Origin of the sequence: Amycolatopsis nalaikhensis (assembly GCF_030264295.1) — a bacterium.
Classification (GTDB): Bacteria; Actinomycetota; Actinomycetes; order Mycobacteriales; family Pseudonocardiaceae; genus Amycolatopsis; species Amycolatopsis nalaikhensis.
In genome coordinates this window covers 4,977,902-4,999,664 of the sequence record NZ_CP127173.1, presented here as the reverse complement: position 1 = coordinate 4,999,664, position 21,763 = coordinate 4,977,902, and the positions used below count along the sequence as shown (strand labels likewise).

Annotated in this window: 16 protein-coding genes and 3 pseudogenes; 3 read left to right on the top strand and 16 right to left on the bottom strand. The window is 72.6% G+C overall.

Features of this window, described 5'->3' with window-relative positions; all coding sequences use genetic code 11:
- The first annotated feature begins 484 nt into the window (after window positions 1-484).
- From QP939_RS24750 to QP939_RS24740, 3 genes are all read left to right on the top strand, one after another.
- The gene (locus QP939_RS24750; RefSeq protein WP_285459190.1) at window positions 485-1,408 is read left to right on the top strand and encodes an alpha/beta fold hydrolase; all 924 of its coding nucleotides are present in this window, start codon (window positions 485-487) and stop codon (window positions 1,406-1,408) included.
- A 382-nt stretch (window positions 1,409-1,790) separates the two neighbouring features.
- Window positions 1,791-2,981 carry a PucR-like N-terminal domain-containing protein gene (locus tag QP939_RS24745; protein ID WP_285459837.1) on the top strand — a complete coding sequence of 397 codons (1,191 nt, stop codon included), beginning with the start codon at window positions 1,791-1,793 and terminating at the stop codon, window positions 2,979-2,981.
- 27 nt (window positions 2,982-3,008) lie between these two features.
- Window positions 3,009-4,202 carry a PucR family transcriptional regulator gene (locus QP939_RS24740; RefSeq protein WP_285459189.1) on the top strand — a complete coding sequence of 398 codons (1,194 nt, stop codon included), beginning with the start codon at window positions 3,009-3,011 and terminating at the stop codon, window positions 4,200-4,202.
- A gap of 151 nt (window positions 4,203-4,353) precedes the next feature.
- On the opposite strand, the pseudogene QP939_RS24735 reads toward QP939_RS24740, so the two are convergent.
- From QP939_RS24735 to QP939_RS24665, 16 genes and pseudogenes are all read right to left on the bottom strand, one after another.
- Window positions 4,354-5,040 (bottom strand): annotated as a pseudogene (locus QP939_RS24735) (alpha/beta hydrolase); the annotation flags it as partial.
- Window positions 5,037-6,962 carry a KR domain-containing protein gene (locus tag QP939_RS24730; protein ID WP_352252714.1) on the bottom strand — a complete coding sequence of 642 codons (1,926 nt, stop codon included), beginning with the start codon at window positions 6,960-6,962 and terminating at the stop codon, window positions 5,037-5,039. The pseudogene QP939_RS24735 and the gene QP939_RS24730, both read right to left, overlap by 4 nt.
- A gap of 99 nt (window positions 6,963-7,061) precedes the next feature.
- A pseudogene (locus tag QP939_RS51850) lies at window positions 7,062-7,262 on the bottom strand (polyketide synthase dehydratase domain-containing protein); the annotation flags it as partial.
- A gap of 310 nt (window positions 7,263-7,572) precedes the next feature.
- Window positions 7,573-10,431 (bottom strand): annotated as a pseudogene (locus tag QP939_RS24725) (beta-ketoacyl synthase N-terminal-like domain-containing protein); the annotation flags it as partial.
- Entirely contained in the window at window positions 10,428-11,840 is a 1,413-nt protein-coding gene (locus tag QP939_RS24720; RefSeq protein ID WP_285459187.1) for an AMP-binding protein, read from the bottom strand. The gene QP939_RS24720 and the pseudogene QP939_RS24725, both read right to left, overlap by 4 nt.
- A gap of 145 nt (window positions 11,841-11,985) precedes the next feature.
- Entirely contained in the window at window positions 11,986-12,438 is a 453-nt protein-coding gene (locus QP939_RS24715) for a hypothetical protein (RefSeq protein WP_285459186.1), read from the bottom strand.
- A 161-nt stretch (window positions 12,439-12,599) separates the two neighbouring features.
- A complete protein-coding gene (locus QP939_RS24710; protein ID WP_285459185.1) occupies window positions 12,600-13,097 on the bottom strand; it encodes an Rv1363c family protein in 498 nt (165 codons plus the stop codon).
- Window positions 13,094-14,200, bottom strand: coding sequence for an MlaD family protein (locus QP939_RS24705; RefSeq protein ID WP_285459184.1), 1,107 nt, complete (start codon window positions 14,198-14,200; stop codon window positions 13,094-13,096). Before QP939_RS24705 ends, QP939_RS24710 begins: the two co-directional genes overlap by 4 nt.
- Window positions 14,200-15,171, bottom strand: coding sequence for an MCE family protein (locus QP939_RS24700; RefSeq protein WP_285459183.1), 972 nt, complete (start codon window positions 15,169-15,171; stop codon window positions 14,200-14,202). Before QP939_RS24700 ends, QP939_RS24705 begins: the two co-directional genes overlap by 1 nt.
- Window positions 15,168-16,166, bottom strand: coding sequence for an MCE family protein (locus QP939_RS24695; RefSeq protein WP_285459182.1), 999 nt, complete (start codon window positions 16,164-16,166; stop codon window positions 15,168-15,170). Before QP939_RS24695 ends, QP939_RS24700 begins: the two co-directional genes overlap by 4 nt.
- Window positions 16,166-17,176, bottom strand: a complete 1,011-nt coding sequence (locus tag QP939_RS24690; protein WP_285459181.1) for an MCE family protein — start codon at window positions 17,174-17,176, stop codon at window positions 16,166-16,168. The genes QP939_RS24695 and QP939_RS24690 overlap by 1 nt, the downstream gene beginning before the upstream one ends.
- The gene (locus tag QP939_RS24685; protein WP_285459180.1) at window positions 17,173-18,189 is read right to left on the bottom strand and encodes an MCE family protein; all 1,017 of its coding nucleotides are present in this window, start codon (window positions 18,187-18,189) and stop codon (window positions 17,173-17,175) included. Before QP939_RS24685 ends, QP939_RS24690 begins: the two co-directional genes overlap by 4 nt.
- Window positions 18,186-19,391 carry an MCE family protein gene (locus QP939_RS24680; RefSeq protein ID WP_285459179.1) on the bottom strand — a complete coding sequence of 402 codons (1,206 nt, stop codon included), beginning with the start codon at window positions 19,389-19,391 and terminating at the stop codon, window positions 18,186-18,188. The genes QP939_RS24685 and QP939_RS24680 overlap by 4 nt, the downstream gene beginning before the upstream one ends.
- Window positions 19,388-20,203 carry an MlaE family ABC transporter permease gene (locus tag QP939_RS24675; RefSeq protein WP_285459178.1) on the bottom strand — a complete coding sequence of 272 codons (816 nt, stop codon included), beginning with the start codon at window positions 20,201-20,203 and terminating at the stop codon, window positions 19,388-19,390. Before QP939_RS24675 ends, QP939_RS24680 begins: the two co-directional genes overlap by 4 nt.
- Entirely contained in the window at window positions 20,204-20,998 is a 795-nt protein-coding gene (locus tag QP939_RS24670; protein WP_285459177.1) for an MlaE family ABC transporter permease, read from the bottom strand. It lies immediately after the preceding gene.
- Window positions 20,995-21,741 (bottom strand): hypothetical protein, encoded by a 747-nt coding sequence (locus QP939_RS24665; RefSeq protein ID WP_285459176.1) that lies wholly within the window; start codon window positions 21,739-21,741, stop codon window positions 20,995-20,997. Before QP939_RS24665 ends, QP939_RS24670 begins: the two co-directional genes overlap by 4 nt.
- Between the last annotated feature and the right edge of the window lie 22 nt (window positions 21,742-21,763).

Genomic DNA, 21,763 nt, shown 5'->3' with positions numbered 1-21,763 from the left:
GCACGCCACCGGCCCGCCGCTGGTCAGCGCCCCTAGGCGCGCCCGACGATCGGCCCCGGAAGGCGCGCCCGCAACCCCGGCGTGCGACCAACCTCAGCCGCTCACCCGCACACCCGCCCGCGGACCATGACCACGAGCCCCGACCACCCGCTCAAGCGCCCGCACCGGCATCGGCAGCACCCGCCGCCAAGGCCGACGATCTGGCCTGCGCCGCGGCAGGGCCTGGCCCGGTGTGGCGAAATGGAAACTCGCGCGGCAGGACATCAGCGCGTCCGGTGCGTCATTGCGGCCATGTCCGAGGAATACCCGGATACCGGCGGAATGTCGATGCGCATTCACACCCCTTCGGAAAAACCCGCACGCGCGGCCACCTTTTCGGGACCGTTGTTGTCATGCTTGTCCCGGATTCGGCGACGGTGGTGTTCGCCACACCGGGCGCGAGTAGTCGGATGGCCTATTTTCGGATTCGCGAGAAAGGCCGCCGATGACACTCGAGACCTACACCCTCACCCTGCACGGCCGCCGCCTGCGGCTGCACGAGCACCTGCCCGACTCGGGCGCCGATGACGAAGCGATCGTGCTGCTGCACGGGATCGCGGGCAGCGCCGAAACCTGGCGGCCCGTGCTGGAACGGTGCGCGCCCTTCGGCCGTCGCGTGCTCGCCTTCGACCTTCCCGGCCACGGTCATTCGGACGCCCCGCGCGCGGATTACGGCCTCGGCGCCCAAGCGAGCACCGTGCGGGACGTGCTGGCCGTGTCCGGCGTGCGGCACGCGACCGTCGTCGGGCATTCGCTCGGCGGTGGCATCGCGATGCAGTTCGCCTACCAGTTCCCGGAAATGTGCGACCGGCTCGTGCTGGTCGCCAGTGCCGGGCTCGGCACGGAGGTCAGCCCCGTGCTGCGCGCCGCCGCCCTGCCCGGTGCGCCGCTCGTGCTCGCGTGTGCGGTGAACCGCGTGACGCTCGCGGTCGCGAAGGCCGCCGCGCGACTGCTCGGCAGGTCGTTGAAAACTGAAACACGAGAGCTGGCCAGGCATTTCGGCTCGCTGGCCGATCCCGCGCGGCGGCGCGCGTTCCTGGTCATCGCGCGGTCCCTGATGGACCTGCGCGGGCAGCGCGCGAGCGCCGTGGAGAAGCTCTACCTGGCCGAACAGGTGCCGACGCTGCTGGTCTGGGGTGCGCGCGACCCGCTCATCCCCGTGACACACGGGCGGCGGACGGCGGAACTGCTGCCGGACAGCCGCTTGACCGTGCTGGAAAACGTGAAACACTTTCCGCACGTGGCCGACCCGGACGGGTTCTGCCTGCTGCTGAAGGACTTCGTCACCGGCACCGAGCCCGCGCGGCTGACCCTCGACGACGTCGTCGCCCGGCTCACGGCCCTGAATCCGGTGCGCGAACGCCTCTGAAAAAGTTGTCATCCGCGCACCATCCCGGCCAGGCGGAAGTGTCACCTCCCATCGCGCCGTTCCACCCGTTCGGGTGTAGTCCGGACGGGTTACCGCAAAGTCAGCGGAGAACCCGTTGACACTGCGGTTCGCGCGAAATTATGTTGCCTGAGCCACAAAATCCGGACCGGCTTCGACGACGAAGAGGCCGGTTTTGTTGCCAGCAAGGATAAAACACATGACCGACGTGGACACCGGGTTCGCCACCCCCGCACTGCGGACGGGACGGCCTGCCCCCGGCGAGCGCTCTTCCGGACCGGCCTACCGGCAGCAGTCCGTGTCGGCCGACCGGCCCCGGCCTGCCTACCCACCCTCACCGCGGACCCCGGCGGAACCCCGGCCCGTGCGCGCTTCCGGCGCCATCGGGCTGTGGGCGTCGCTGCCCCGCGAGCTGGCGATCCGCTTCAAGCCGCGGGTCGACCCGCTGGCCCGCGCCATCCTGCAGGAGGTGCAGCGGGCGGTGCCCGAGTACCGCCAGCCGCTCGAAGGCGCGTTCGGGCACATCATCACGCAGGGTGTGCGGCAGTCGATCATCCAGTGCCTCGACAGTGTCGGCACCCCCGGTGCCGTGCCGCTCGAGACGTGGACGACCGTGTTCCGCAACCTCGGCAAGATCGAGTTCAACGAGGGCCGCAGCCTGGACTGCCTGCAGACCGCCTACCGGGTCGGCGGGCGGGTCGCGTGGCGGCACATCTCGGAGTTCGGCCAGGCCGCCGGCGTCTCCGCGGACACGCTCTGCACCAGCGCCGAGGCGATCTTCGCCTACGTCGACGAGATCTCCGCGCTGTCCATCGAGGGCTACACGGCGGCGCAGACCCGCGCCGCCGGCACCCGGGCGCGCCGCCGGAGACGGCTGCTCGAACTGCTGCTCGCCGACCCCCCGTCCGCGCCGCAGACCATCACCGCCCAAGCCGCCACCGCGCAGTGGCCGCTGCCGGCCGAGGTCACCGTCGTCGCCCTCGAACCCCGCGCCGACCAGCACAGCCTCGCCGCGCCGGACCTGCACTCCGACGTCCTCGTCGACCTCGAGGGCGGCGAGCCGTGCCTGGTCACCGGCGACCCGGCCAAGCACCTGAAGAACCTCACCGAGCGGCTGCAGGGCTGGCGCGCGGTGATCGGCCCGACCGTGCGGCTCACCGACGCGCCGCGCTCGCTGCTGTGGGCGCGCCGGACGCTGAAGCTCGTCCAGCGCGGGGTGCTGCCGGACGCGCCGGTGACCCGCTGCACCGACCACCTCTCCACGCTGTGGCTGCTCGCCGACGAATTCCTCGTCCGCGAGCTGTGTTCGCGCAGCCTGGAACCGTTCAAGGACCTCACCCCGAAGCAGCGGGCGCGCCTCGGCGAGACGCTGCTGATCTGGCTCCAGTCCCGCGGCAGCGCCCCCGAGATCGCGAAGAAGCTCAAGGTGCACCCGCAGACCGTGCGGTACCGCATGCACCAGCTCATCGACCTGTTCGGCGACCGGCTCAACAACGCCGACGACCGGCTCGACATGGAGATCGCGCTGCGGGCGGAGGCCCTGCTCGGCTCCTGACTCCCTCAAAGACGAGGTGGGGTTTCCGTGACGGGACCGTCCGGCGAAACGACCTTCGGACCGATGCTCGGCGGCGACGGACGGCCGGGACAGCTGTGGGCCATGCTCCCCCGCGAGCTGGCCGCGGTGTTCCGGCCGCGGATGCTCGACGTCGCCGACGAAGTGCTGCGGGAGATCCAGCGGACCATCCCGGACTACGCGCGGCCGCTCGACGGCGCCTTCGGCAAGGCGCTGCGGGCGGGCGTGCAGGCGGCGATCCTGCAGTTCATCGACCGGATCGCGGCGTCCGGCCCGCTGCCGGACGAGCGCCGGAAGGTGTTCGTCGGGCTCGGTGTGCACGAACTCGCGCAGGGCCGCAACCTCGACGTCCTGCAGGCGGCCTACCGCGTCGGCGCGCGCGTGACGTGGCGGCGGATGGCCGAGGTGGGGACGCGGGCGGGCGTGCCGTCGGCGACGTTGTGCCTGCTCGCCGAGGCCATCTTCGCCTACATCGACGAGCTGTCCGCGTTGTCGATCGAAGGGCACGCGGCGGCGCAGGCGCGCGCGGCGGGCGCGCTGGAACGGCGTCGCCGCCGGTTGCTGGACCTGCTGCTGGCGGACCCGCCGTCGCCGTCGCGCACGGTGCAGGAAGCCGCCGCGGCGGCGGAGTGGCCGTTGCCGCACAGGCTGGTCGCGGTGGCTCTCGACGGCCCGGCCGACGTCTCGGGCCTGGACGCGCTGGAGGACCTCGAAGACGGGACGCCGCGGCTGCTGCTGCCCGCGCCGTCGGACCGGGCTCCGCTCACCGCGGCCCTGGCCGGGCACCGGGCCGCGGTCGGGCCGCCGGTCCCGCCGCGGCAGGCGGGCCGGTCGCTGGCGACGGCGCAGGAGGCGTTGCGGCTGGTGCCGGACGTCCTCCCGGACGAGCCGCTGACCTGGTGCGAAGACCACCTCGCGACGCTGTGGCTGCGCAAGGAGCCGTTCCTCGCCGCGGAGGTGACCCGGCGCCGCCTCGGCCCGCTGACCGCGTTGACGCCGAAGCAGTACAACCGCCTGGCGGGGACGTTGCTGGCGTGGCTGGAGACGTGCGGCAACGTCCGCGAGGTCGCCGACCGGCTGGCGATCCACCCGCAGACGGTCCGCGCCCGGGCCCAGGAGCTGGAGGCCCTCTTCGCGGACAGCCTGCGGGATCCGGACGACCGCTTCGAGATGATCCTCGCCCTGCGGGCGACGCTCACCTGACCCATCGAACGCGCGGTCGCCCACCGGACGCGGGCTGAAGGGGACGTTCAGTGCATGTGATGCGACGAACGTCCCCTTCAGCTCATGTGATGCGAGGAAAGTCCCCTTCAGCGCACGAGGCCGAGGGACGCCGACAGCAGCGGCCAGGCCCGTACGGGTTGCGGGCCGACCACAGCCACGGCGTCGAATACTGGTTGCCCCACAACGCGTAGAAGCTCAGACCCTCGCGCAGCAGGATGCCCTGGATCACTTCGGGCACGCCGAACTGCAGCGTGTTCGGGACGCCGCTGAACGACGCCGCCGCGCGGAACATCCCCGGGTGGCGGAACGCGTACGCCAGCGCCCCGTAGCCGCCGATCGACAGGCCCGCCACCGCGCGCGTGGTGCCCGCGCGGTAGCCGCGTTCGAGCAGCTGCGGCAGCTCCACCGTGTGGAAGGTCTCCCAGTCCGGCTTCGTGCTCAGCCCGAAGTTCCACCACTGCGAATACATCCCGGCGCGGCCGTCGCTCGGCATCACGACCATGACGTCCTGGTCCGCGGTGAACGCCTTGACGTCGGTGAAGTAGTCCCAGGACTGGTAGTCCTTGTCCTCGCAGCAGCCGTGCAGCAGGTACAGCACCGGCCAGGTCCGCGACGGCTCCTGAGCGTACGACCGCGGCAGCAGGACCCGCACCGGCGCGGTCGTGCCCAGCGCCGGGGACGAGATCGTCAGGTCCAGGGTCCGCTCGTCGACGCGGTTCTCGGCGGTGACGCGGGCGCCGTCGTCGGCCGACGCCGTGCTCACCCCGCCCAGCGTCGCGGCGATCAGCAGCACGACCAGTGCCACGGCTCTCTTCACGGCTCCTCCAGGGTCGACACGGGGGTGGCGCCGGGACTCGGGTGCCCGGCCAGCTCGGCCGCGAGGCGCCGGGCCAGCGCCTCGGCGTCCTCCGGCACGACTTCGACGTGCAGGTCGGCGCAGCACGCGGCCCAGCCGAGCGCGGCGTCGTCCTCGGCGTGGAACAGCACGACGCGGCCCGGGTACGGCGGCATCGGTGTCGCGGGCGGGGTCGCGTCCACGAGCACTACGACGTCGACGCGCTCGCCGAGCGCGGTCAGCCGCACCGCGACCTCGAAGGCGAGCAGTCCGCCGCCGAGGCGATAGGGCCCGGTCGGCTGGACCGTCCGCAGGAGTTCGACGCACCGCTCCGGGCCGAGGGGCTCGAAGCCGTAGCAGGGGACGGTCAGGTGTTCCACCAGCGCGACGTGCCCGGCGGACGGGAAGAGCAGCACCGGCGTGCCCTCGCCTTCCCGCAGCACCCGCGGGGCCGCACGCACCGGCTCGGCCGGGCTCGTCACGTACTCGGCCAGGTCGTCCAGGTCGGCGCCGCGCAGCAGCAGCGGCACCGGCAGCGCGACGCCGAACTCGCGCTCGACCGCGGCCCGCGCGCGCGTCGCCGTCAAGGAGTCGAGGCCCAGCTCGACCAGCGGCACGTCGGGGGCGACCGCGCCGGGCGGGCAGCCCAGCAGCCCGGCGAAGAGGACGGCCAGCCGCTCGTGCGGGGTGCCACCGGCCGGTGACGGCTGCACGTCCGCCTGGAGGGCCGAGAAGAACGGCCGACGCGGGAGGAGCCCGGCCGCGCGGCCGACGTCGAGGCGCGCGATCCCGACCGACGGCAGGTCTGACGCGAGCACCGCGGGCAGGGCGTCGAGGCCTTCCGCGACCGGCATCGAGTCCAGCACGGGGTCCGCCGTCCACGCGCCCCAGTGCACCGTCGTCGCGGGCAGGCCCCGGGACCGCCGCCACCGCGCGAACGCCTCCAGCCAGGCGTCCGCCGTCGCGACGGCGGTCCGTCCCGGCGAACCGAACAACGCCGCCGCCGACGCGTACGTCAGCCACCAGTCCGGTGGCGAGTCGGCGGTCGCCTCGTGCAGCCGCCGCGCGCCGAGCACCTTCGGCCGCCAGGTGGCTTCGACGTCGTCGCCGGCCGCGGCCGCGTGGACGATCCCGCGCAACGGCAAGCCGTCCGCGGTCGCGGCGGCGACCAGCCGGTCCGCGACTCCGGCCTCGGCGATGTCCCCGGCGACCACCACGACGTCCACTCCGGACAGCCGGACGTCGCCCCCACGACGTCCACAGAGGACTATCCGGGTGGCGCCGTGCTCGGCCAGCCAGCGCGCGGTGGCCAGGCCCAGTGCGCCGAACCCGCCGGTGACGACGTAGGCGCCTGGCCCGGTCGCGACGCCGTCGACCAGCGGCACGCGGGCCAGCCTCGCCGCGTACCGGACGCCGCGGCGCCAGCGCACCTCGTCGTCGGGCGCGTCCGCACGCAGTTCCCGCGCCAGAACGTCCACATCGGACCGCGCGTCGAAGTCGACGAGGCTCGCCCGCAGGCCCGGCCGGTCGAAGGCGAGCACCCGCACGAGCCCGCGCACGAACGCCAGCCCCGGCTCGCCACCGGACTGCGCGACCAGGTGGAGCCGGACGCCGTCGCCGAGGCGGGCGACCACCGACAGCACCGCACGCAGCAGGTCACGGGCGTCCTCCGGGTCGTGGTAGGCGTGCGGTGCCCCGGTGAGGAACACGACGCCGCGCACCGGCCGGTCGGCGAGGAGCCCGGGCAGCTCGTCGAGGTCGTCCTGCGGCAGGGAAAGCGCCTCGTCGCCGGCTTCGGCGAGGGCCAGCGCCAACGCCACGGCCCGGCCGAGCGCGACCGGGTGCTCGTCGGTGAGCAGCAGCCACGAGCCCGGCTCCCCGGGCGGACCGGGCGGCAGCGGCACCTCGGGCCAGCTCGTCCCGAACGCGCGGGCGGCGAGCGGGACGCCGGTGAGTGCCTCGAAGCGGACGTCGCCGAAGTCGGCCACGACCGCGCCGTCCGCGTCGAGCAGCTGGACCACGCCGCCGGTGCGCGCGGCCTCGCACCGGATGCCCCGGCGCGGGTCGCCGAGCAGCCGGACCCGGCCGAACCCGGCCGGCAGACGGGCTTCCGCCGCGTCGCCGGGCAGGACGGCGGCGAGCGCGCGCAGGCAGTTGTCGGCCAGGACCGGGTGAAGCACATAGCCCGGCGGGGCGGGCGACACCGACGCGGAGACGCGACCGTCGGCGATCCGGACCGAGTGCAGGCCGCGGAACTCCGGCCCCTCGATCGTCGCGTCCACTTCGGACAGAGCAGGCGGTGCGGGGTCGGTGTCGGCCGACACCCACGCCGTCGCGTGCCGCACCCAGCCCGCCCCGGCTTTGGCCCGCACGACCGCGGTGCCGTCCGCCCGGACTTCCGTGCTCAGCAGGGTTTCCCCGGTGACGGCGAGCAGCCGGTGGACCGCCAGGCCGTCGACCCGGACGCGGTCGGTGCCGAGCAGCTCGCGGGCGCCCGCGAGGAAGAAGCTCGAGGTACCCGGTCGCCGGGAACACCGGGACGTCGTGCACCCGGTGCTCGCCGAGCCACGCGGGCGCGTCCGGCGCGATCGCCGCCTGCCACAGGTGCCTGCCCTCCTCCGGCACCTCGACGCGGGTGCCGAGCAGCGGGTGGCCGAGCGCCGGGCGCGGCGGCCGGAAGCTGCGGTGGTCCCACGGCGGCGGGGGCAGGTCGAGCACCGGCGCTTCCGGGTACCGCCGGTCGAGCACCGCCGGGTACCCGGCGACGTGCAGCTCGGCCAGCGAACGCGCGTAAGCGTTTTCTTCGTGCTCTCGACGGCTCAACGTCGCCAGCGTCCGCACCGCCACCCCGGCCGCCGCGGCGGTCCGTTCGACGGCCGCGAGCGCGATCGGGTGCGGGGAAACCTCGACGAACCAGCGGTGCCCGTCGGCGATCGCGGCGGCGACCGCCTGGGCGAACCGGACCGGCCCGGCCGCGGCGGCCGCCCAGTGGTCCGCGTCGAAGGCGGGCACGGCGCGCGGGTCGTCGAGCGCGCTCGAGTAGCAGGTCGTCGCCGGTGGCCGCGGCTCGCCGAGTCCGGCGCGGAACCGGGCGGCGTCGACCGGGGTGCAACGCCACGCCGCGACCCGCTGACCGTCCACTTCGGACAGAACCACGGCGATGTCTTCGGCGCGCCCGCTGACCGTGCAGTGCGTCGGCGAGTCGTACGCCACGACCGTGACGTCCGGGAACCGTGCGGACACCTCGGCCGCGGACAGCTCGACGACCGCCGTCGCACCTTCGGACCGTTCCGCCAGCCCTTCCGCCCAGCCGATCACGATGTCGAGCCCGGTCGCGACGTCCAGGGCGCCCGCGACGACCGCCGCGGCGACCTCGCCCGTCGAGTGGCCGAGCACCGCGGCGGGCTCGACGCCGTGGGCCCGCCACCACGCCGCGAGGGCGACCTGCGTGCCGAACAGCACCACGGCCGGATCACCGCAGTTCGCCTGCCGCCCCCGCAACGCGGCCCGCAGCGAGAACCCGGCTTTGGCCAGGAAAACCGGTTCCAGCTCGGCCACCGCGGCCCGGAACTCCGGCTCGGCGCTCAGCAGCCGCCGTCCCAGCACCGGCCACGGCGAACCGCACCCGGAGAAGACGAAGACCGGGCGCGGCAGCTCGCGCCCGGCCGTGCCCCGCACGACGTCCGCCGTGGTCCCGCCATCGGCCACGGCCCGCAAGCCCGCGGTCAAAGCGGCGCGGGACGCGGTGACGACGGCGGCCCGCAGCGGCAGCGGCTCCCGGCGCCGGGCGAGCGCCGCGGCCAGGTCACCCGGCGCGGTGGCCCGGCCGGGCCCGGCGAGCCAGTCCGCGAGGTCGCCCGCCCGGCGGCGCAACGCGGTCTCCGATTTGGCCGACACCGTGAACACCTGCGGCCTGCCGTTCCACCGCGACGCCGGCGCGGCCGGTTCGAGGGGCCTCGGCCACTCTTCGAGCACGACGTGCGCGTTGGTCCCGCCGGCGCCGAACGCCGAGACGCCGGCGCGCGCGGTGCCGCCGTAGCGGGGCCAGTCCACCGCCCGGTCCACCACGGTCAGCCTGCTGAAGTCGATGCGCGGGCTCGGCTCGGCGAAGTGCAGCGACGGCGGGATCCGGTCGTGCCAGAGCGCCAGCACCACCTTGACCAGGCCGAGGATCCCGGCGGCGCCTTCGAGGTGACCGAAGCCGGTCTTGGCCGAGCCGAGCAGCAGCGGCCGCCGCGGGTCGCGGTGGCGGCCGAGCACGACGTCGAGGGCCTGCGCTTCGACCGCGTCCGCCAGCGGTGTCCCGGTGCCGTGCGCCTCGACGTAGTCCACAGTGGCGGGATCGGAGCCCGCGACGGCGTGCGCGTCGGCCAGCACCTGCTGCTGCGCCGCCGGGCCGGTGGCACGGCCGTCCGAGCCGACCGCGCTGCCCCGGACGACGGCCAGCACGCGGTCGCCGTCGCGGCGGGCGTCGGCGAGCCGCTTCAGGACCACGACACCGCAGCCCTCGCCGGGCACGATGCCGTCGGCGGCCGCGGCGAACGCCTTCGTCCGGCCGTCCGGGGCGAACGCGGCGGCCACCGGCGGCGCGAGCAGCAGGTGGACGCCGGTGGCCAGCGCCAGGTCCGCCTCCCCCGCGGTCAGCGCGCGCACCGCGTGGTGGACGGCGACCAGCGCCGCCGAGTCCGCGGTGTCCACGACCAAGCTCGGCCCCCGCAGGTCGAACCGGTCCGACACCCGGTTCGCGATCATCGACGCCGACCCGGAAGACACGTACTCCACGGCCGAAACGCCCGCGAACACACCGGTGCGGGTGCCGCGCAGCGTGCCGGGGGCGATCCCGGCGTGTTCGAGCGCGGCCCACGTCGTCTCGAGGACGATCCGCTGCCGCGGGTCCATGGCCGCGGCTTCGGCCGCGCCGATCCCGAAGAAAGCGGCGTCGAACCCGGCGACGTCGGTGAGGAACGCGCCGTGCCGGGGTCCCTCGGCCCACGGGCGGCGGTCGGCGGGCACGGCACCGACCACGTCCGCGCCGGCCAGAAGGGCACGCCACAGCTCGCCGGGTGAGGAGATCCCGCCGGGCAGGCGGCAGCCGAGGCCGATCACCGCGACCGGGTCACCGGCCCGGGGCCGCGGCCCGGCGGCCGCGAGCGCCTCGGCCAGCGCCGCGATCGACGGGTACCGCCGGAGCAGGCCGAAGTCGGGTTCGCGGCCGAGCAGCTCCCCCAGCTCGGCCGCGATCACGGCCGCGTCCCGCGAGGAAAGTCCCAGTTCGGCGAGCGGGACACCCGCCTCGACCACCTCCACCGGAAGCCCGGCGAGCCCGGCGATCCGCTCGGCGAGCCAGCGGCGGAGCCGTTCGGGGTCGTTCACCGCGAGCCGTCCAGCAGACCGGCGGCGAACCGGTCCCGGCACCGCGCCCGCTCCGGCGGCCGCCCGCCCGGCGGCACCACGACGACTCGGTGCGGGACGAGCTCGTGCGCGGCCGACACCGCGGCCCGGACGGCCCGTTCGACCTCCCCGCGAGCCGGTGGGACGACGCCGTCGGCCAGCTCGGCCACGATCACGGCCTGCGCGTCGCCGACACTGAAGGCGGTCGCCGAACCCACCGCCGGGTGCGCCTCGGCCGCCGTCGCCTCGAGGTCGCCCGGGTGGTGCCCGGCCACGAGGTCCGCGCACCGGCCGGTGACGTGCAGCTCGCCCGATTCGTCGAGGAAGCCGAGGTCGCCGGAGCGCAGCCACCACCGCGGCTCGTCGTCGCCGGTGATCAGGGCGCAGAAGACGTGAGCCGACTCCTCGGGCCGCTGCCAGTAGCCACGGGCGATGTTCGGTCCGCTGATCCAGATTTCGCCGGGTTCGCCGTCGGGCACGCGCCGCCCACCGGGGTCGACGATCGCGATCCGCTGCCCGGCGGGGACGCCCGCCGCGGTGACCACAGCCGTCGCCTCGGCCAGGACGTGACACACCCGCCGCGCGTCGGACGGTAACGCGCCCAGAAGCCGGGCCAGGTCCGGATCGGTGTCGGCCACCAAGGTGCCGATGTCGCGCAGCGCCGGGTCCGCAAGCAGGCGGGCGGGCTCGGCCAGGAGGTCCCGCCGGTCGACGAGCACCGCGGACCGCCCGGAGACGATCGGCACGGCGATGGCGAGCAGCAGCCCGAGCGGATCGGTCGGCGGCAGCCAGCTCAGGACCGTCCGCCCCTGCAGCACGGCGGCCGTCTGCCGGGCGTTGGCCACCACGTTGGCGTGCGTGACCATCACCCCGGCCGGGTACTGCAGGTAGGCGACGTCCTCGGCGGCCACCGGGTCCTCGGTGAAACCCGGCGCGTCCTCGACGGCGTCGACGGCCAGCACCCGGTGCCCACACGTGTCCAAAGTAGACAGAAAACGGCGGGTGGCGGCCACGGTGTCCGCCGTCGCCAGCACGATCACGGGCCCGGCGTCGGCGATGGCCGCCGGGCTCCGCGGGGGCAGCGGGATCGCGACCAGGCCGGCCCGGACCACGGCGAGCACCGCGACGACGTGGTCGGCGGACGGCGCGATGAGCACCGCCGCCCGCTGCCCCGGCTCGGTGACCTGCCGCAGCGCCGCGGCCACCGCGGTGACCCGGCGGTCCAGTTCCGCCCAGGTGAGCGTGGTCGCCGCGGCGGCGCGGAAGCCGAACCAGGTCAGCGCCACCCGGTCGCCGTCGGCCGCCGCGCGGGCGGTCAGGAGTGTCGACAGCGTGGTGGCGCCGGTACCGGCGACGTGCCAGCCGCCGACCCGTTCAGAACTCGTGAGCATGGATTCCTCGCGCATTTCTCGCGGCGGACCGGTGATTCACCGTATTTCCCGCCGAGAATCCCTGTCAACGAATCGCAGAATGCGCGGAAATACTTTGTCATTCCGCTCACTGCGCGCTCGGCGGCGGCTGTTGTCACGGTGACAATCACGCGGCGGACATCCCGGTGACGCGCCACTTCCCGGCCACGCGCTCGGCGGTGACGCTCAATTGAGCGGCGCCGGTGCTGCGCTGCCCGTCGCCTCTCGTGCCGGTCTGGTCGAGGAAGACGAGCAGCGCCGCGCGGTCGCCGTCGAGCAGTTTCACGCCGGAGGCGACGGCGGTCGAAGCGACCACGAGTTTCTGGTCGGCGGCGAGCTTCCGGACCTGGCCGAAGAGCTGGTCGTACTGGGCGAGCGCGGGGCCGCTGAGGAGGTCTTTCGCCGCCCGTTCGTTCTTCGCCGGATCGTCGTAGCGGTAGGAGAAGAGCGTGCCGAGCGCGGCGCTGACCTGCTTCCCGGCTTCCGCGGTGCCCGCGACGTCGGAAAGCGCGGTGTTGTGCGCGACGACGGCGTTGGTGCCGCGCGCTTCGAGGGTGAACCACACGGCGAGAGCGGTCATCAGAAGGGCGACCACCCCGAGCCCCACTTTGAGCTGGGGTCGGCTGGTGGTCGTGAGTGGCGATTCGGGTTCTAACCCCAATCGCCACTCACGAGGGTCTTGGGAGTCGGCGTCGTGGTGGCGGCCCGCGACCTTCACCGAGCGCTTCTTCGTCGCTGCCTTCACGGTGTCTCCCCCGTCGGGACCTGGCCCAGCCCGGTGACCCGCCAGCCGTCGGGCCCGCGGGTGAGGTCGGCCTGGAACCGGTTGCGTTTCGTCACGGCGTCGCCGCCTTCGGGTGTCACGACCAGCTCGACCGACGCGATCAGCTTCGCCGTGCCCGCGCCGGTGTCCACTTCGGTCACCGCGGCGTCGGTCACCTTGCCGGTGGTGACGGTCTTCGCCTGCGCGATCCGGTCGAGGCTGCCCTGGCGGTCGGCGGCCAGCTCGTCGTGCAGCGGGCCGCCCGAGAGGTCCAGCCAGTGCTGGTACCCGGGCGCGGCCTGCCGGTAGTCCAAAGTGGTCAGTCCGGCGACCGCGGTCCGGCCCGCGGCCAGCGCGTCCTCCCGGACCACCGCGCGCGCGACGCCGTCGTCGTGCGCCGCCTGCCACCAGGTGAACCCGGACCACCCGGCCGCCGCCGTCGCCACGATCGTGGCCACCCACAGCAAAATCCTCACGGCCGTCCTCCCGGTGCGTTCTGCGAGCCCCGCACGTTCGTCGGGTCGCCCTTCGGCAGCGCACACCGCGCGGCCGTGTTGAAGGGGCGGGTCGAGGTGTCCAGGCCGTTGCGGTAGGGCGTCGTGTACCCCGTCGTGCACGGCGGCGGGTCGAAGAACGTCAGCGACAGCCCGAAGTGCGCGCCGTCCGGCCGGACCACCGCGCTGCCCGCGGCGACCGCCTCGGGTGCGGTGATCAGCAGCTGGCGGAGGCCGTCCTGACGGGCCTCGAGGACGTCCGCGGTGGTCAGCAGGTTCGCCAGCAGCACGCCCAGCTGCGGCCCGGAGTCGCGGATCAGCGCGCCGACCTCGTTCGCCGCCGCCGGGACCGCCGGGATCAGGGTGCGCAGGTCGCCGTCGGACTGCTTCAGCGTCGACGCCAGCAGCTTCGCGTTGGCACCGAACGACCGGATCGCGTCGGCCTGCTGCACCTGGGTGTCGAGCACGGTGTGCGCGTCGGTGACGAACCGGGTCAGCGGCGCGACGTGCGCGCTGGCCGCCTGCACGAACTCGATGCCGCGGCCGACGAGCTGGTCGAGGGCCGGGCCGGCGTCGGACGTCGCGTTGTACAGCTCGTCGACGACCGTGCGCAGTGCGGGCTTCGGCACGGAGTTGGCGAACGAGTCCACTGTCGACAAGACGACGTCCACCGGCAGCGGGATCCTCGTGTCGGCCTGGGTGAGCACCGAGCCGTCGTGCAGTTTCGGCCCGCCGTCGGTGCGCGGGCGCAGGTCGACGTACTGCTCGCCGACGGCCGACCGGTCGGCGACGACGGCCTCGGTGTCGGCCGGGACGGGCGCGGTGCCGGAGTCGATCTCGAGGTCGGCCTCCATGCCGGCGGGCGTGAGCCGCAGCTCGCCGACGCGGCCGATCGGCACGCCTCGGTAGGTGACCTCGGCGTTGGTGAAGATGCCGCCGCCGGTCGGGAACTGGGCTTTCACGGTGTAGCCGCGGTCGAAGAAGACCTTGTCGAGGCCCGCGTAGGTGGCGCCGACGTAGGCGACGCCGACGACCGCGATGACGACGAAGATCGTCACCTGCACGCGCACGAACCGGGTCAGCATCAGTGGCCCACCTTCAGGAACCCGTTGAGGTAGTCCCCGCGGATCGTGTCGAGCGCGGCGTCCGGGAACGGGAAGGTGAAGATCATCTCCATCGCCTTCGGCAGCTTGTCCCCGGAGTCGGCCAGCCTCCGCAGCAGCGGTTCCAGCGCACGCAGGTCGGCGACCAGGTCGTCCTTGCTCTTGTGCAGGGTGTCGACGGCGACCGAGGTCAGCCCGTCGAGCGACTTGAGCATCCCGACCAGCGCCTCCCGCTGCTGGTTGAGGACACCGATGCCGGGCGTCAGGCCGTTGAGCGTCGTGGTGATCTGGTCGGTGTGCGCGTTCAGCGTCTCCGCCAGCTTGTTGACGCTCTCGATGGCGCGGGTGATCTCGGTCCGGTGCTCGTCGAGCCCCCGCACGAAGGTGTCCAAACTGGACAGCAGGCTGCGGGCGGCGGTCTCGCGACCGCCGAGGGCGTCGTTCAGCTCGTGGCTGATGTTCTGGACCTGCGCGACGCCACCGCCGTTGAGCAGCAGCGAAAGGGCACCGAAGACCTCCTCGATCTCCGGCGTCAGGGTCGACCGGTCCAGCGGGATGTCCGCGCCGTCGAGCAGGCGCCCCGACGGCGTCGCGTCGTCCGGCGGGGCCAGCTCGACGAACTTCTCGCCGAGGATGCTGGCCTGCCGCAGCCGGGCGACCGCGTTGCCCGGCAGGTCGACGTCGCCGTTGAGCAGCAGGTCGACGATCGCGCTGTGCCCGTCGGGCGCCAGCTCCACCTTGACGACCTGCCCGACCGGGACGTCGTTGACCTTGACCCCGGACTGCGGCACCAGGTCGAGCACGTTGGTGAAGCGCACGGTGACGTGGATCGGGTGGTCGCCGAGGGCGGCGCCGCCGGGCAGCGGGATGTCGTAGACGCTGACCCCGCGCCCGCAGCCGGTGGTGACCAGCGCGAGCGTCACGACCGCGGCGAGCTTGACCATGGCCTTCATTTCGGCTCCGGGAACTCGAGGAGGTTGCCGCGGCCGTCGATGGTCCCGTTGGCCTTGTCGTAGGCACCCAGCAGGTTCGTCAGGGCGTTCGGGGCCGCGTCGAGGGCTTCGGCGAGGGAGTCCTTCTGGTTCACCAGCACCTTCGTGACGTCGGCGAGCTTGTCCACATCGGACTGCACCTTGCCGCGGTTGTCCTTGATGAACCCCTGCACGACGCTCAGCGCCTGGGTCAGCTCGGTCAGGGCGCCGGAGAACTGGTCGCGCTGGTCGGCCAGGACCTTGCTCAGCGAGGCGATCTGCGAGATGGCCTGCTTGACCTGGCCGTCGTTGGCGGCGAGCATCGCGGTGAACTTGCTGATGTTGTCGATGGAGCCGAAGAAGTCGTCCTTCGAGTCGCTGGCCGCGCGGGCGAACTCGCCGAGGTTCTTGATCGCCGTCCCGATCGTCTGCCCGTTGCCGCTGAGGTACTCGGCCGACTTCGTCAGCACGTCGCTGACCGCGCCGTCCTTGTTGGCCCCCTTCGGCCCGAGCGCCCCCATCAGCTGGTTGAGGCTGGTCAGCAGCTCGTCGACCTCGACCGGGGTGGCCGTGCGCTCGCGCGGGATCGTCGCGCCGTCGGCCAGCTCCGGGCCGCCGCGGTAGACGGGCGTGAGCTGCACGTACCGGTCGGCGACCAGGCTCGGCGTGATCACGACGGCCCCGGCGTCGGCGGGCAGCTGCACACCGGGCTTGAGCGTCATGGTCACCTTGACGTCGGTGCCGTTGGGTTCCACTTCGGACACGGACCCGATGGCGACGCCGAGCACGCGCACGTCCGAGTTCGGGTAGATGCCGACGGCGGCGGTGAAGTACGCGGTCAACGTGCGGTCCCGGGGCGCGGCCAGCACCGGCCACACCGCCGTGACCAGCAGCGCGGCCACGACGCCGAGGGTCAGCGCCCGCAGCCGGGTCCGGCGTTTGGCCCGGGCCCCGAGGTCGATGAGCTGGTGCGCCATCAGCGTCCCCCGTTCTTCGGCGGCAGGCAGCTGCCCGGCGTGCTGCCGGTGGGGATGAGCCCGCAGATGTAGGTGTCGATCCACCGGCCGTTGCCGACGGCGTTGCCGAGCAGCCGGTAGAACGGGCCGGCCAGGCGCAGGCTGTCCTCCAGCTTCCCCTGGTTCCGCTGCAGCACGGTCGCGACGCGGTCGAGCTGGTCGAGCGCCGGGCCGAGCGTCTTCTGGTTCTCCGCGACCAGCCCGCGCAGCTGGATCGAGAGGTTCTTGATGCCGCTGAACAGCTGCGCGATCGCGTCCTTGCGGGCGTTCAGCTCGGTGAGCAGCGTGTTGCCGTCGCGGATCAGGGCTTGGATCTGGTCCGAGCGTTCACCGAGCGTCTTGGCCACCTGGTTGGTGTTCTGGAACAGCTTGACCAGCTCGTCGTCGCGGGACGCAAGCGTTTGCGACAGGGCGGCGATGCCGTCGAAGGCCGTCTTGACGTCGCTGGGTGCCGACGCGCCGAGCGTGTCGGACAGCACCCGGAACGCCTGCGCGAGCTGGTCGGTGTCGATCGCCCCGACCGTGCCCGCCAGGTCGTTGAAGACGTCGGTGACGTCGTAGGGCGAGCTCGTGCGCTCGGCCGGGATCGGCTGGTCCGGGTTCAGCTCGCCGTTGCCGACGGGGTCGAGCACGAGGTTCTTCTGGCCGAGCAGCGTCTTGATCTTGATGGCCGCGGTGGTCCGGTTGCCCACCCAGGTGTCCTTGACCCGGAACAGCACCTCGACGTGGTCCCCGGCGAGCCGCACGTCGGTGACCTCGCCGACCTTCACCCCGGCGACGCGGACCTCGTCGTTCGGCTTCAGCCCGGCCGCTTCGTGGAACTCGGCCTTGTAGGTGGTGCCGCCGCCGATGAGCGGCAGGTCGTCGGAGAAGAACGTCGCGCTGCCGATCAACGCCATGACCAGGGCGGTCACCGCGCCGACGACGATCGGGTTGCGGGACCGGAACGGCTTGATGCGGGGCGGTTTCACCGGCACCTCGCCGCGGTGACGGGGATGCCCGGCGGAGGGCCGCCCGGGGCCGGTTTCGCGTCGGTCTCCACCGAGCACAGGTAGAAGTTCGCCCACGAGCCGTAGGAGAAGAGCGTGCCGATGCGGTCGAGCTTCTTCGGCAGGTTGTCGATGAACTGCTGGAACACCGGCGTGTTGTCGGCCAGGTTCTTCGACAGGTCGCCGAGCGCGGTGATGCTGTCCTTGAGCGGCTGCCGCCCCTGGTCCAGCAGCCCGGCGGTGGCCGTGGTCAGCTCGCCGAGCCCGCCGATGGCCTGCCCGATCGGCTTCGCGTCCGCGGCGAGGCCGGTGACCAGCTGCGCGGTCGTGTCGACGAGCGCGTCGAACTGGTCGCCCTGTGCGTTCACGGTGTCGAGCACGGTGTTGAGGTTGCCGATCACCTGGCCGATGACGGCGTCCTTGCCGGCCAGGGTCGAAGTCAGCGACGCGGTGTGCCGCAGCAGGCTTTCGATCGTGCTGCCCTCCCCTTGCAGGACCTGGATGATCTCGAACGACAGCTGGTTGACGTCGTTGGGCGACAGCGCCTGGAAGAGCGGCTTGAAGCCGTTGAACAACGCGGTGAGGTCGAGCGCGGGTTTCGTGCGCTCCAAGGGGATCTCCGCGCCCTCGGCCAGCGTCGGCGAGGTGTCGGTGGCCCCGGGGTCGACCGAGAGGTAGCGCTGCCCGACCAGGTTGCGGTAGCGGATGGTGACCGAGGCCGACGCGGTGAGCCGGTGCGTGCGGTCGACCGAGAAGGCGACGTCGGCGAGGCGGTGCTCGACCACGCGCACCGAGTCGACCTGGCCGATCCGGACCCCGGCCATGCGGACCTCGTCGCCGGGGTTGACCGACGTCGCGTCGGTGAACCGCGCGGTGTAGCCGATCGTCGCGCCGACACTGGAGTTCGCGATCGTGATGGCGAGCACCCCCGTCGCGACCGCGGTGACCAGGAAGAAGATGAGCCCCTTGACGGCGGGGCCGACGACGCTCCTCATCGGACGGTCACCTCCGTTCCCCGCAGCGCCGGGCCGACCAGGACGCTGCTCCAGTCCGGCACGGCACCCAGTGCGGGCTTGAGGATTTCGGCGACGAGCTGCCGTTCGCCCGGGGAGTTCGCCGGGCCGAGGTCGCCGTCGGTGGCGAACGCGGCGCCCGCGGACGCAGCCCCGCCGCCGTAGCACTTCGGGCCGCCGGTGGCGTCGAACCGCGGGGTGTCGCGGCCGGGGACGTACTTCTCGCGCGGGTCCTGCACGGTGATGGTCACGTGCAGGCCCGGCTCGTTCGTGCCCTTGCCGAGCGCCTTCTCCATCAGCGGCTTGAGCCGGTTGACCGCGTCGAACAGGCACGGGAACTCCGGCGAGTACCGGGAAAGCAGCTCGAGCGACGGACGGCTTTCGGCCGAGACGCCGATGATGTTGTCCTTGTTCTTCCGCAGGAAGTCGTTCAGGTGCCCGGTGGCACTCGTGACACTCGTGTAGAGGTTGTCGAGGTCCGCGCGGGTGTCCACAATGGTCTTCGCCGTGGTCGAGAGGTCGGTCAGCGCCTGGAGGATGTCCGGTGCGGCCCCGGTGTAGACGTCGGCCGCGTTGGCCAGGCCGGTGATGTCTGCCTTGAACTGCGGCATCAGCGGGTTCACCTGGGCGAGCAGGTCCTGCAGCTTGACGATGCTGTCGCCGATCGGCGTCCCGCGGTTGTCGAGGGCCTGGGAGATGGCGCCGAGCGAGCTGTTCAGCTTCTGCGGCTGGACCGCGCGCAGCAGCGGCAGCAGGTCGCCGAGCACGCGTTCCAGCTCGATGGCGTTGGCCGAGTGGTCCTGCCCGATGACGTCGCCCGCGCGCAGCGACCCGCGGGGCTGGCCGGGCAGCACGAGGTTGACGTACCGCTCGCCGAAGACCGTCTTGGGCAGCAGCCGGGCGGAGACGTTCCCGGGCAGCAGGCCGATCTTCGCCGGGTCGAGCGCCAGGTCGATCTCGGCGCCCGCCCGGGTGCTGCGCACCGCCCTGACCTCGCCGAACGGCACGCCCTTGACCTTCACCTCGGCCGTCGGGGCGAGCTGGTTGCCGACCCGGTCGGTCCGCAGCGTCACCAGCTCGGCGTCGTCGAAGTCCTTGTCGTAGATCGCCACCGCGAGGTACCCGAGCAGGACGAGCACCCCGAGGAAGGCGACCCCGGCGAGCTGCGTGCGGAAGCGGCTCATCCGGACACCTTGACCGTGGTCGTCGCGCCCCAGATCGCCAGGGAGAGGAACAGGTCGAGCACGCTGATCAGCACGATCGATGTCCGCACCGCGCGGCCGACCGCGACCCCGACGCCGGCCGGGCCGCCGCTGGCCCGGTAGCCGTAGAAGCAGTGCGTCAGGATCACGCCGACGCTGAACACGAGCACCTTGCCGAACGACCACAGCACGTCACCCGGCGGCAGGAACAGCGTGAAGTAGTGGTCGTAGGTGCCACCGGACTGGCCGAAGAAGACGACCGTGGTCAGCCGCGAGCCGAGGTAGGAGATCAGCAGCCCGATCACGTACAGCGGGATGATCGCCACGAACCCGGCGACGATCCGGGTGGTGACCAGGTACGGCATGCTCCGCACGGCCATCACCTCGAGCGCGTCGATCTCCTCGGAGATCCGCATCGCGCCCAGCTGCGCGGTGAAGCCACTGCCCACAGTGGACGAAAGGGCGAGCCCGGCGACCAGCGGGGCGATCTCGCGCGTGTTGAAGTACGCGGTCAGGAAGCCCGTCATCGCCGAGATGTTGATCTGGTTCAGCGCGCTGAAGCCCTGCAGGCCCACGGTGACGCCGGTGAACACGCACAGCCCGACCATCACGCCGATCGTGCCGCCGATCACCGCGAGCGCGCCGCTGCCGAACGTCACCTCGGCCAGCAGCCGCACCACTTCGCGGGAGTAGCGGGTCACCGCGAGCGGCACGGCCGCCAGCGCGCGGACGTAGAACAGCAGCTGGTCGCCGAGGTCGAACAGCCGGTCGCCGGGTTTGCCGAGGATGGCCACTCAGGTTCCCTTCGCCGGGACGAGCTGCAGGTACAGCGCGGTCAGCACGGTGTTGACGAAGAACAGCAGCAGGAAGGTGATGACGACGGACTGGTTGACGACGTCGCCGACGCCCTTCGGCCCGCCCTTCGGGTTCAGCCCGCGGTAGGACGCGACGACCCCGGCGAGGTAGCCGAAGATGACGGCTTTGATCGAGCTGACGACGAGGTCGGGCAGCTGTGCGAGAGCGTTGAAGCTGGCCAGGTACGCGCCGGGCGTGCCGCCCTGGACGATCACGTTGAAGAAGTAGCCGCCGAGCACGCCGACCACGCTGACCAGGCCGTTGAGCAGCACGGACACCGCGACGGCGGCCTGCACGCGCGGCACGATCAGGCGGTGGATCGGCGAGACGCCGAGCACCTCCATCGCGTCGATCTCCTCGCGGATGCTGCGCGCGCCGAGGTCCGCGCAGATCGCGCTGCCTCCCGCACCGGCGATGATCAGCGTCGTGACGATCGGGCTGGCCTGCTGCACGACGGCGAGCACGCTCGCCGCGCCGTTGAACTGCTGGGCACCGATCTGGCTGGTGAGCGAGCCGAGCTGCAGCGAGATCACCGCGCCGAACGGGATGGACACCAGGATCGCGGGCGTGATGGACACGCTGGCGATGAACCAGAACTGCTGGATGAACTCCCGCACCTGGTACGGGCGGCGGAGCATGGCGAGGATGATGTCGATCCCCATCGCGCACATCCGGCCGAACTCGCGCAGTCCGTTCGCGGCCCGCCGCGGGGCTTCGCTGAGCAGCGTCGTCATGACTGCTTGCACCCGGTGCTGAAGCAGCGCAGCGTGAGGTTCGAGACGAACGTGTTGCCCGGCCCCGAAACCAGGCCGGTGAGCAGCCGGCTCACGTCCTCGTGCCCGACGCACCCGGTGAACGGCGGCGTGGTGAACGTCGACGTCACCTTCACCGGCGGGGCGGGCAGCGAAATCGGCACCAGGGCCTTGATGGTGACCGACGCGGGCTGGGCCGTCCGGCAGTTCGGCCCGACGTCGAGGCTCTTGCCGTCCACCTTCGCGTCCGAAAGCTTGATGAACACCTTCGCCGTGACGTCCGTGTCGGCGCAGATGTTCGTCTGCGTGGCCTTGCAGCCTGTGTCCTTGCCGGTGTGCACGGTGGCCGTGCCGGTGGCATCGCCGTCCGGGATGATCTCGACCCGGCCGGTGGTGCCCATGATCCGGAACGCGACGAAGTAGCCGTTCGTCGGCGGGATGTTCAGCTTGCCGGTGATCGGCACGGTGTTGCTGAGGCCGCCCAGCGCGCCGTCGAAGGTGCCCGGCGGGAAGGCGATGTCGGACCCGAGCTTGGCCACGTGGCTCGTCGTCGGCTGCTGCGCGTCCCCGAGGGTGAAGCCGAAGGGGATCTGCGTGGCCGCGGCTTGCGGCTGCGACTGGGGCACGTTTTGGTCAGGCCCAGTCTCGCCCGGCGCGGCTTGCGCGGCGCCGAGCGAGAACGCGGCCAGTACCAGCACGAGTGGCAGCGAAAACCGGGTCAGCATCCGAAAATCCTCATCATCGAGG

Bases quoted from the DNA above. Each gene is read 5' to 3' on its own strand.
- QP939_RS24705 (WP_285459184.1), bottom strand. From the start codon at position 14,200: ATGCTGACCCGGTTCGTGCGCGTGCAGGTGACGATCTTCGTCGTCATC.
- QP939_RS24750 (WP_285459190.1), top strand. From the start codon at position 485: ATGACACTCGAGACCTACACCCTCACCCTGCACGGCCGCCGCCTGCGG.
- QP939_RS24700 (WP_285459183.1), bottom strand. From the start codon at position 15,171: ATGAAGGCCATGGTCAAGCTCGCCGCGGTCGTGACGCTCGCGCTGGTC.
- QP939_RS24695 (WP_285459182.1), bottom strand. From the start codon at position 16,166: ATGGCGCACCAGCTCATCGACCTCGGGGCCCGGGCCAAACGCCGGACC.
- QP939_RS24685 (WP_285459180.1), bottom strand. From the start codon at position 18,189: ATGAGGAGCGTCGTCGGCCCCGCCGTCAAGGGGCTCATCTTCTTCCTG.
- QP939_RS24720 (WP_285459187.1), bottom strand. From the start codon at position 11,840: ATGCTCACGAGTTCTGAACGGGTCGGCGGCTGGCACGTCGCCGGTACC.
- QP939_RS24680 (WP_285459179.1), bottom strand. From the start codon at position 19,391: ATGAGCCGCTTCCGCACGCAGCTCGCCGGGGTCGCCTTCCTCGGGGTG.
- QP939_RS24670 (WP_285459177.1), bottom strand. From the start codon at position 20,998: ATGACGACGCTGCTCAGCGAAGCCCCGCGGCGGGCCGCGAACGGACTG.
- QP939_RS24665 (WP_285459176.1), bottom strand. From the start codon at position 21,741: ATGCTGACCCGGTTTTCGCTGCCACTCGTGCTGGTACTGGCCGCGTTC.
- QP939_RS24715 (WP_285459186.1), bottom strand. From the start codon at position 12,438: ATGACCGCTCTCGCCGTGTGGTTCACCCTCGAAGCGCGCGGCACCAAC.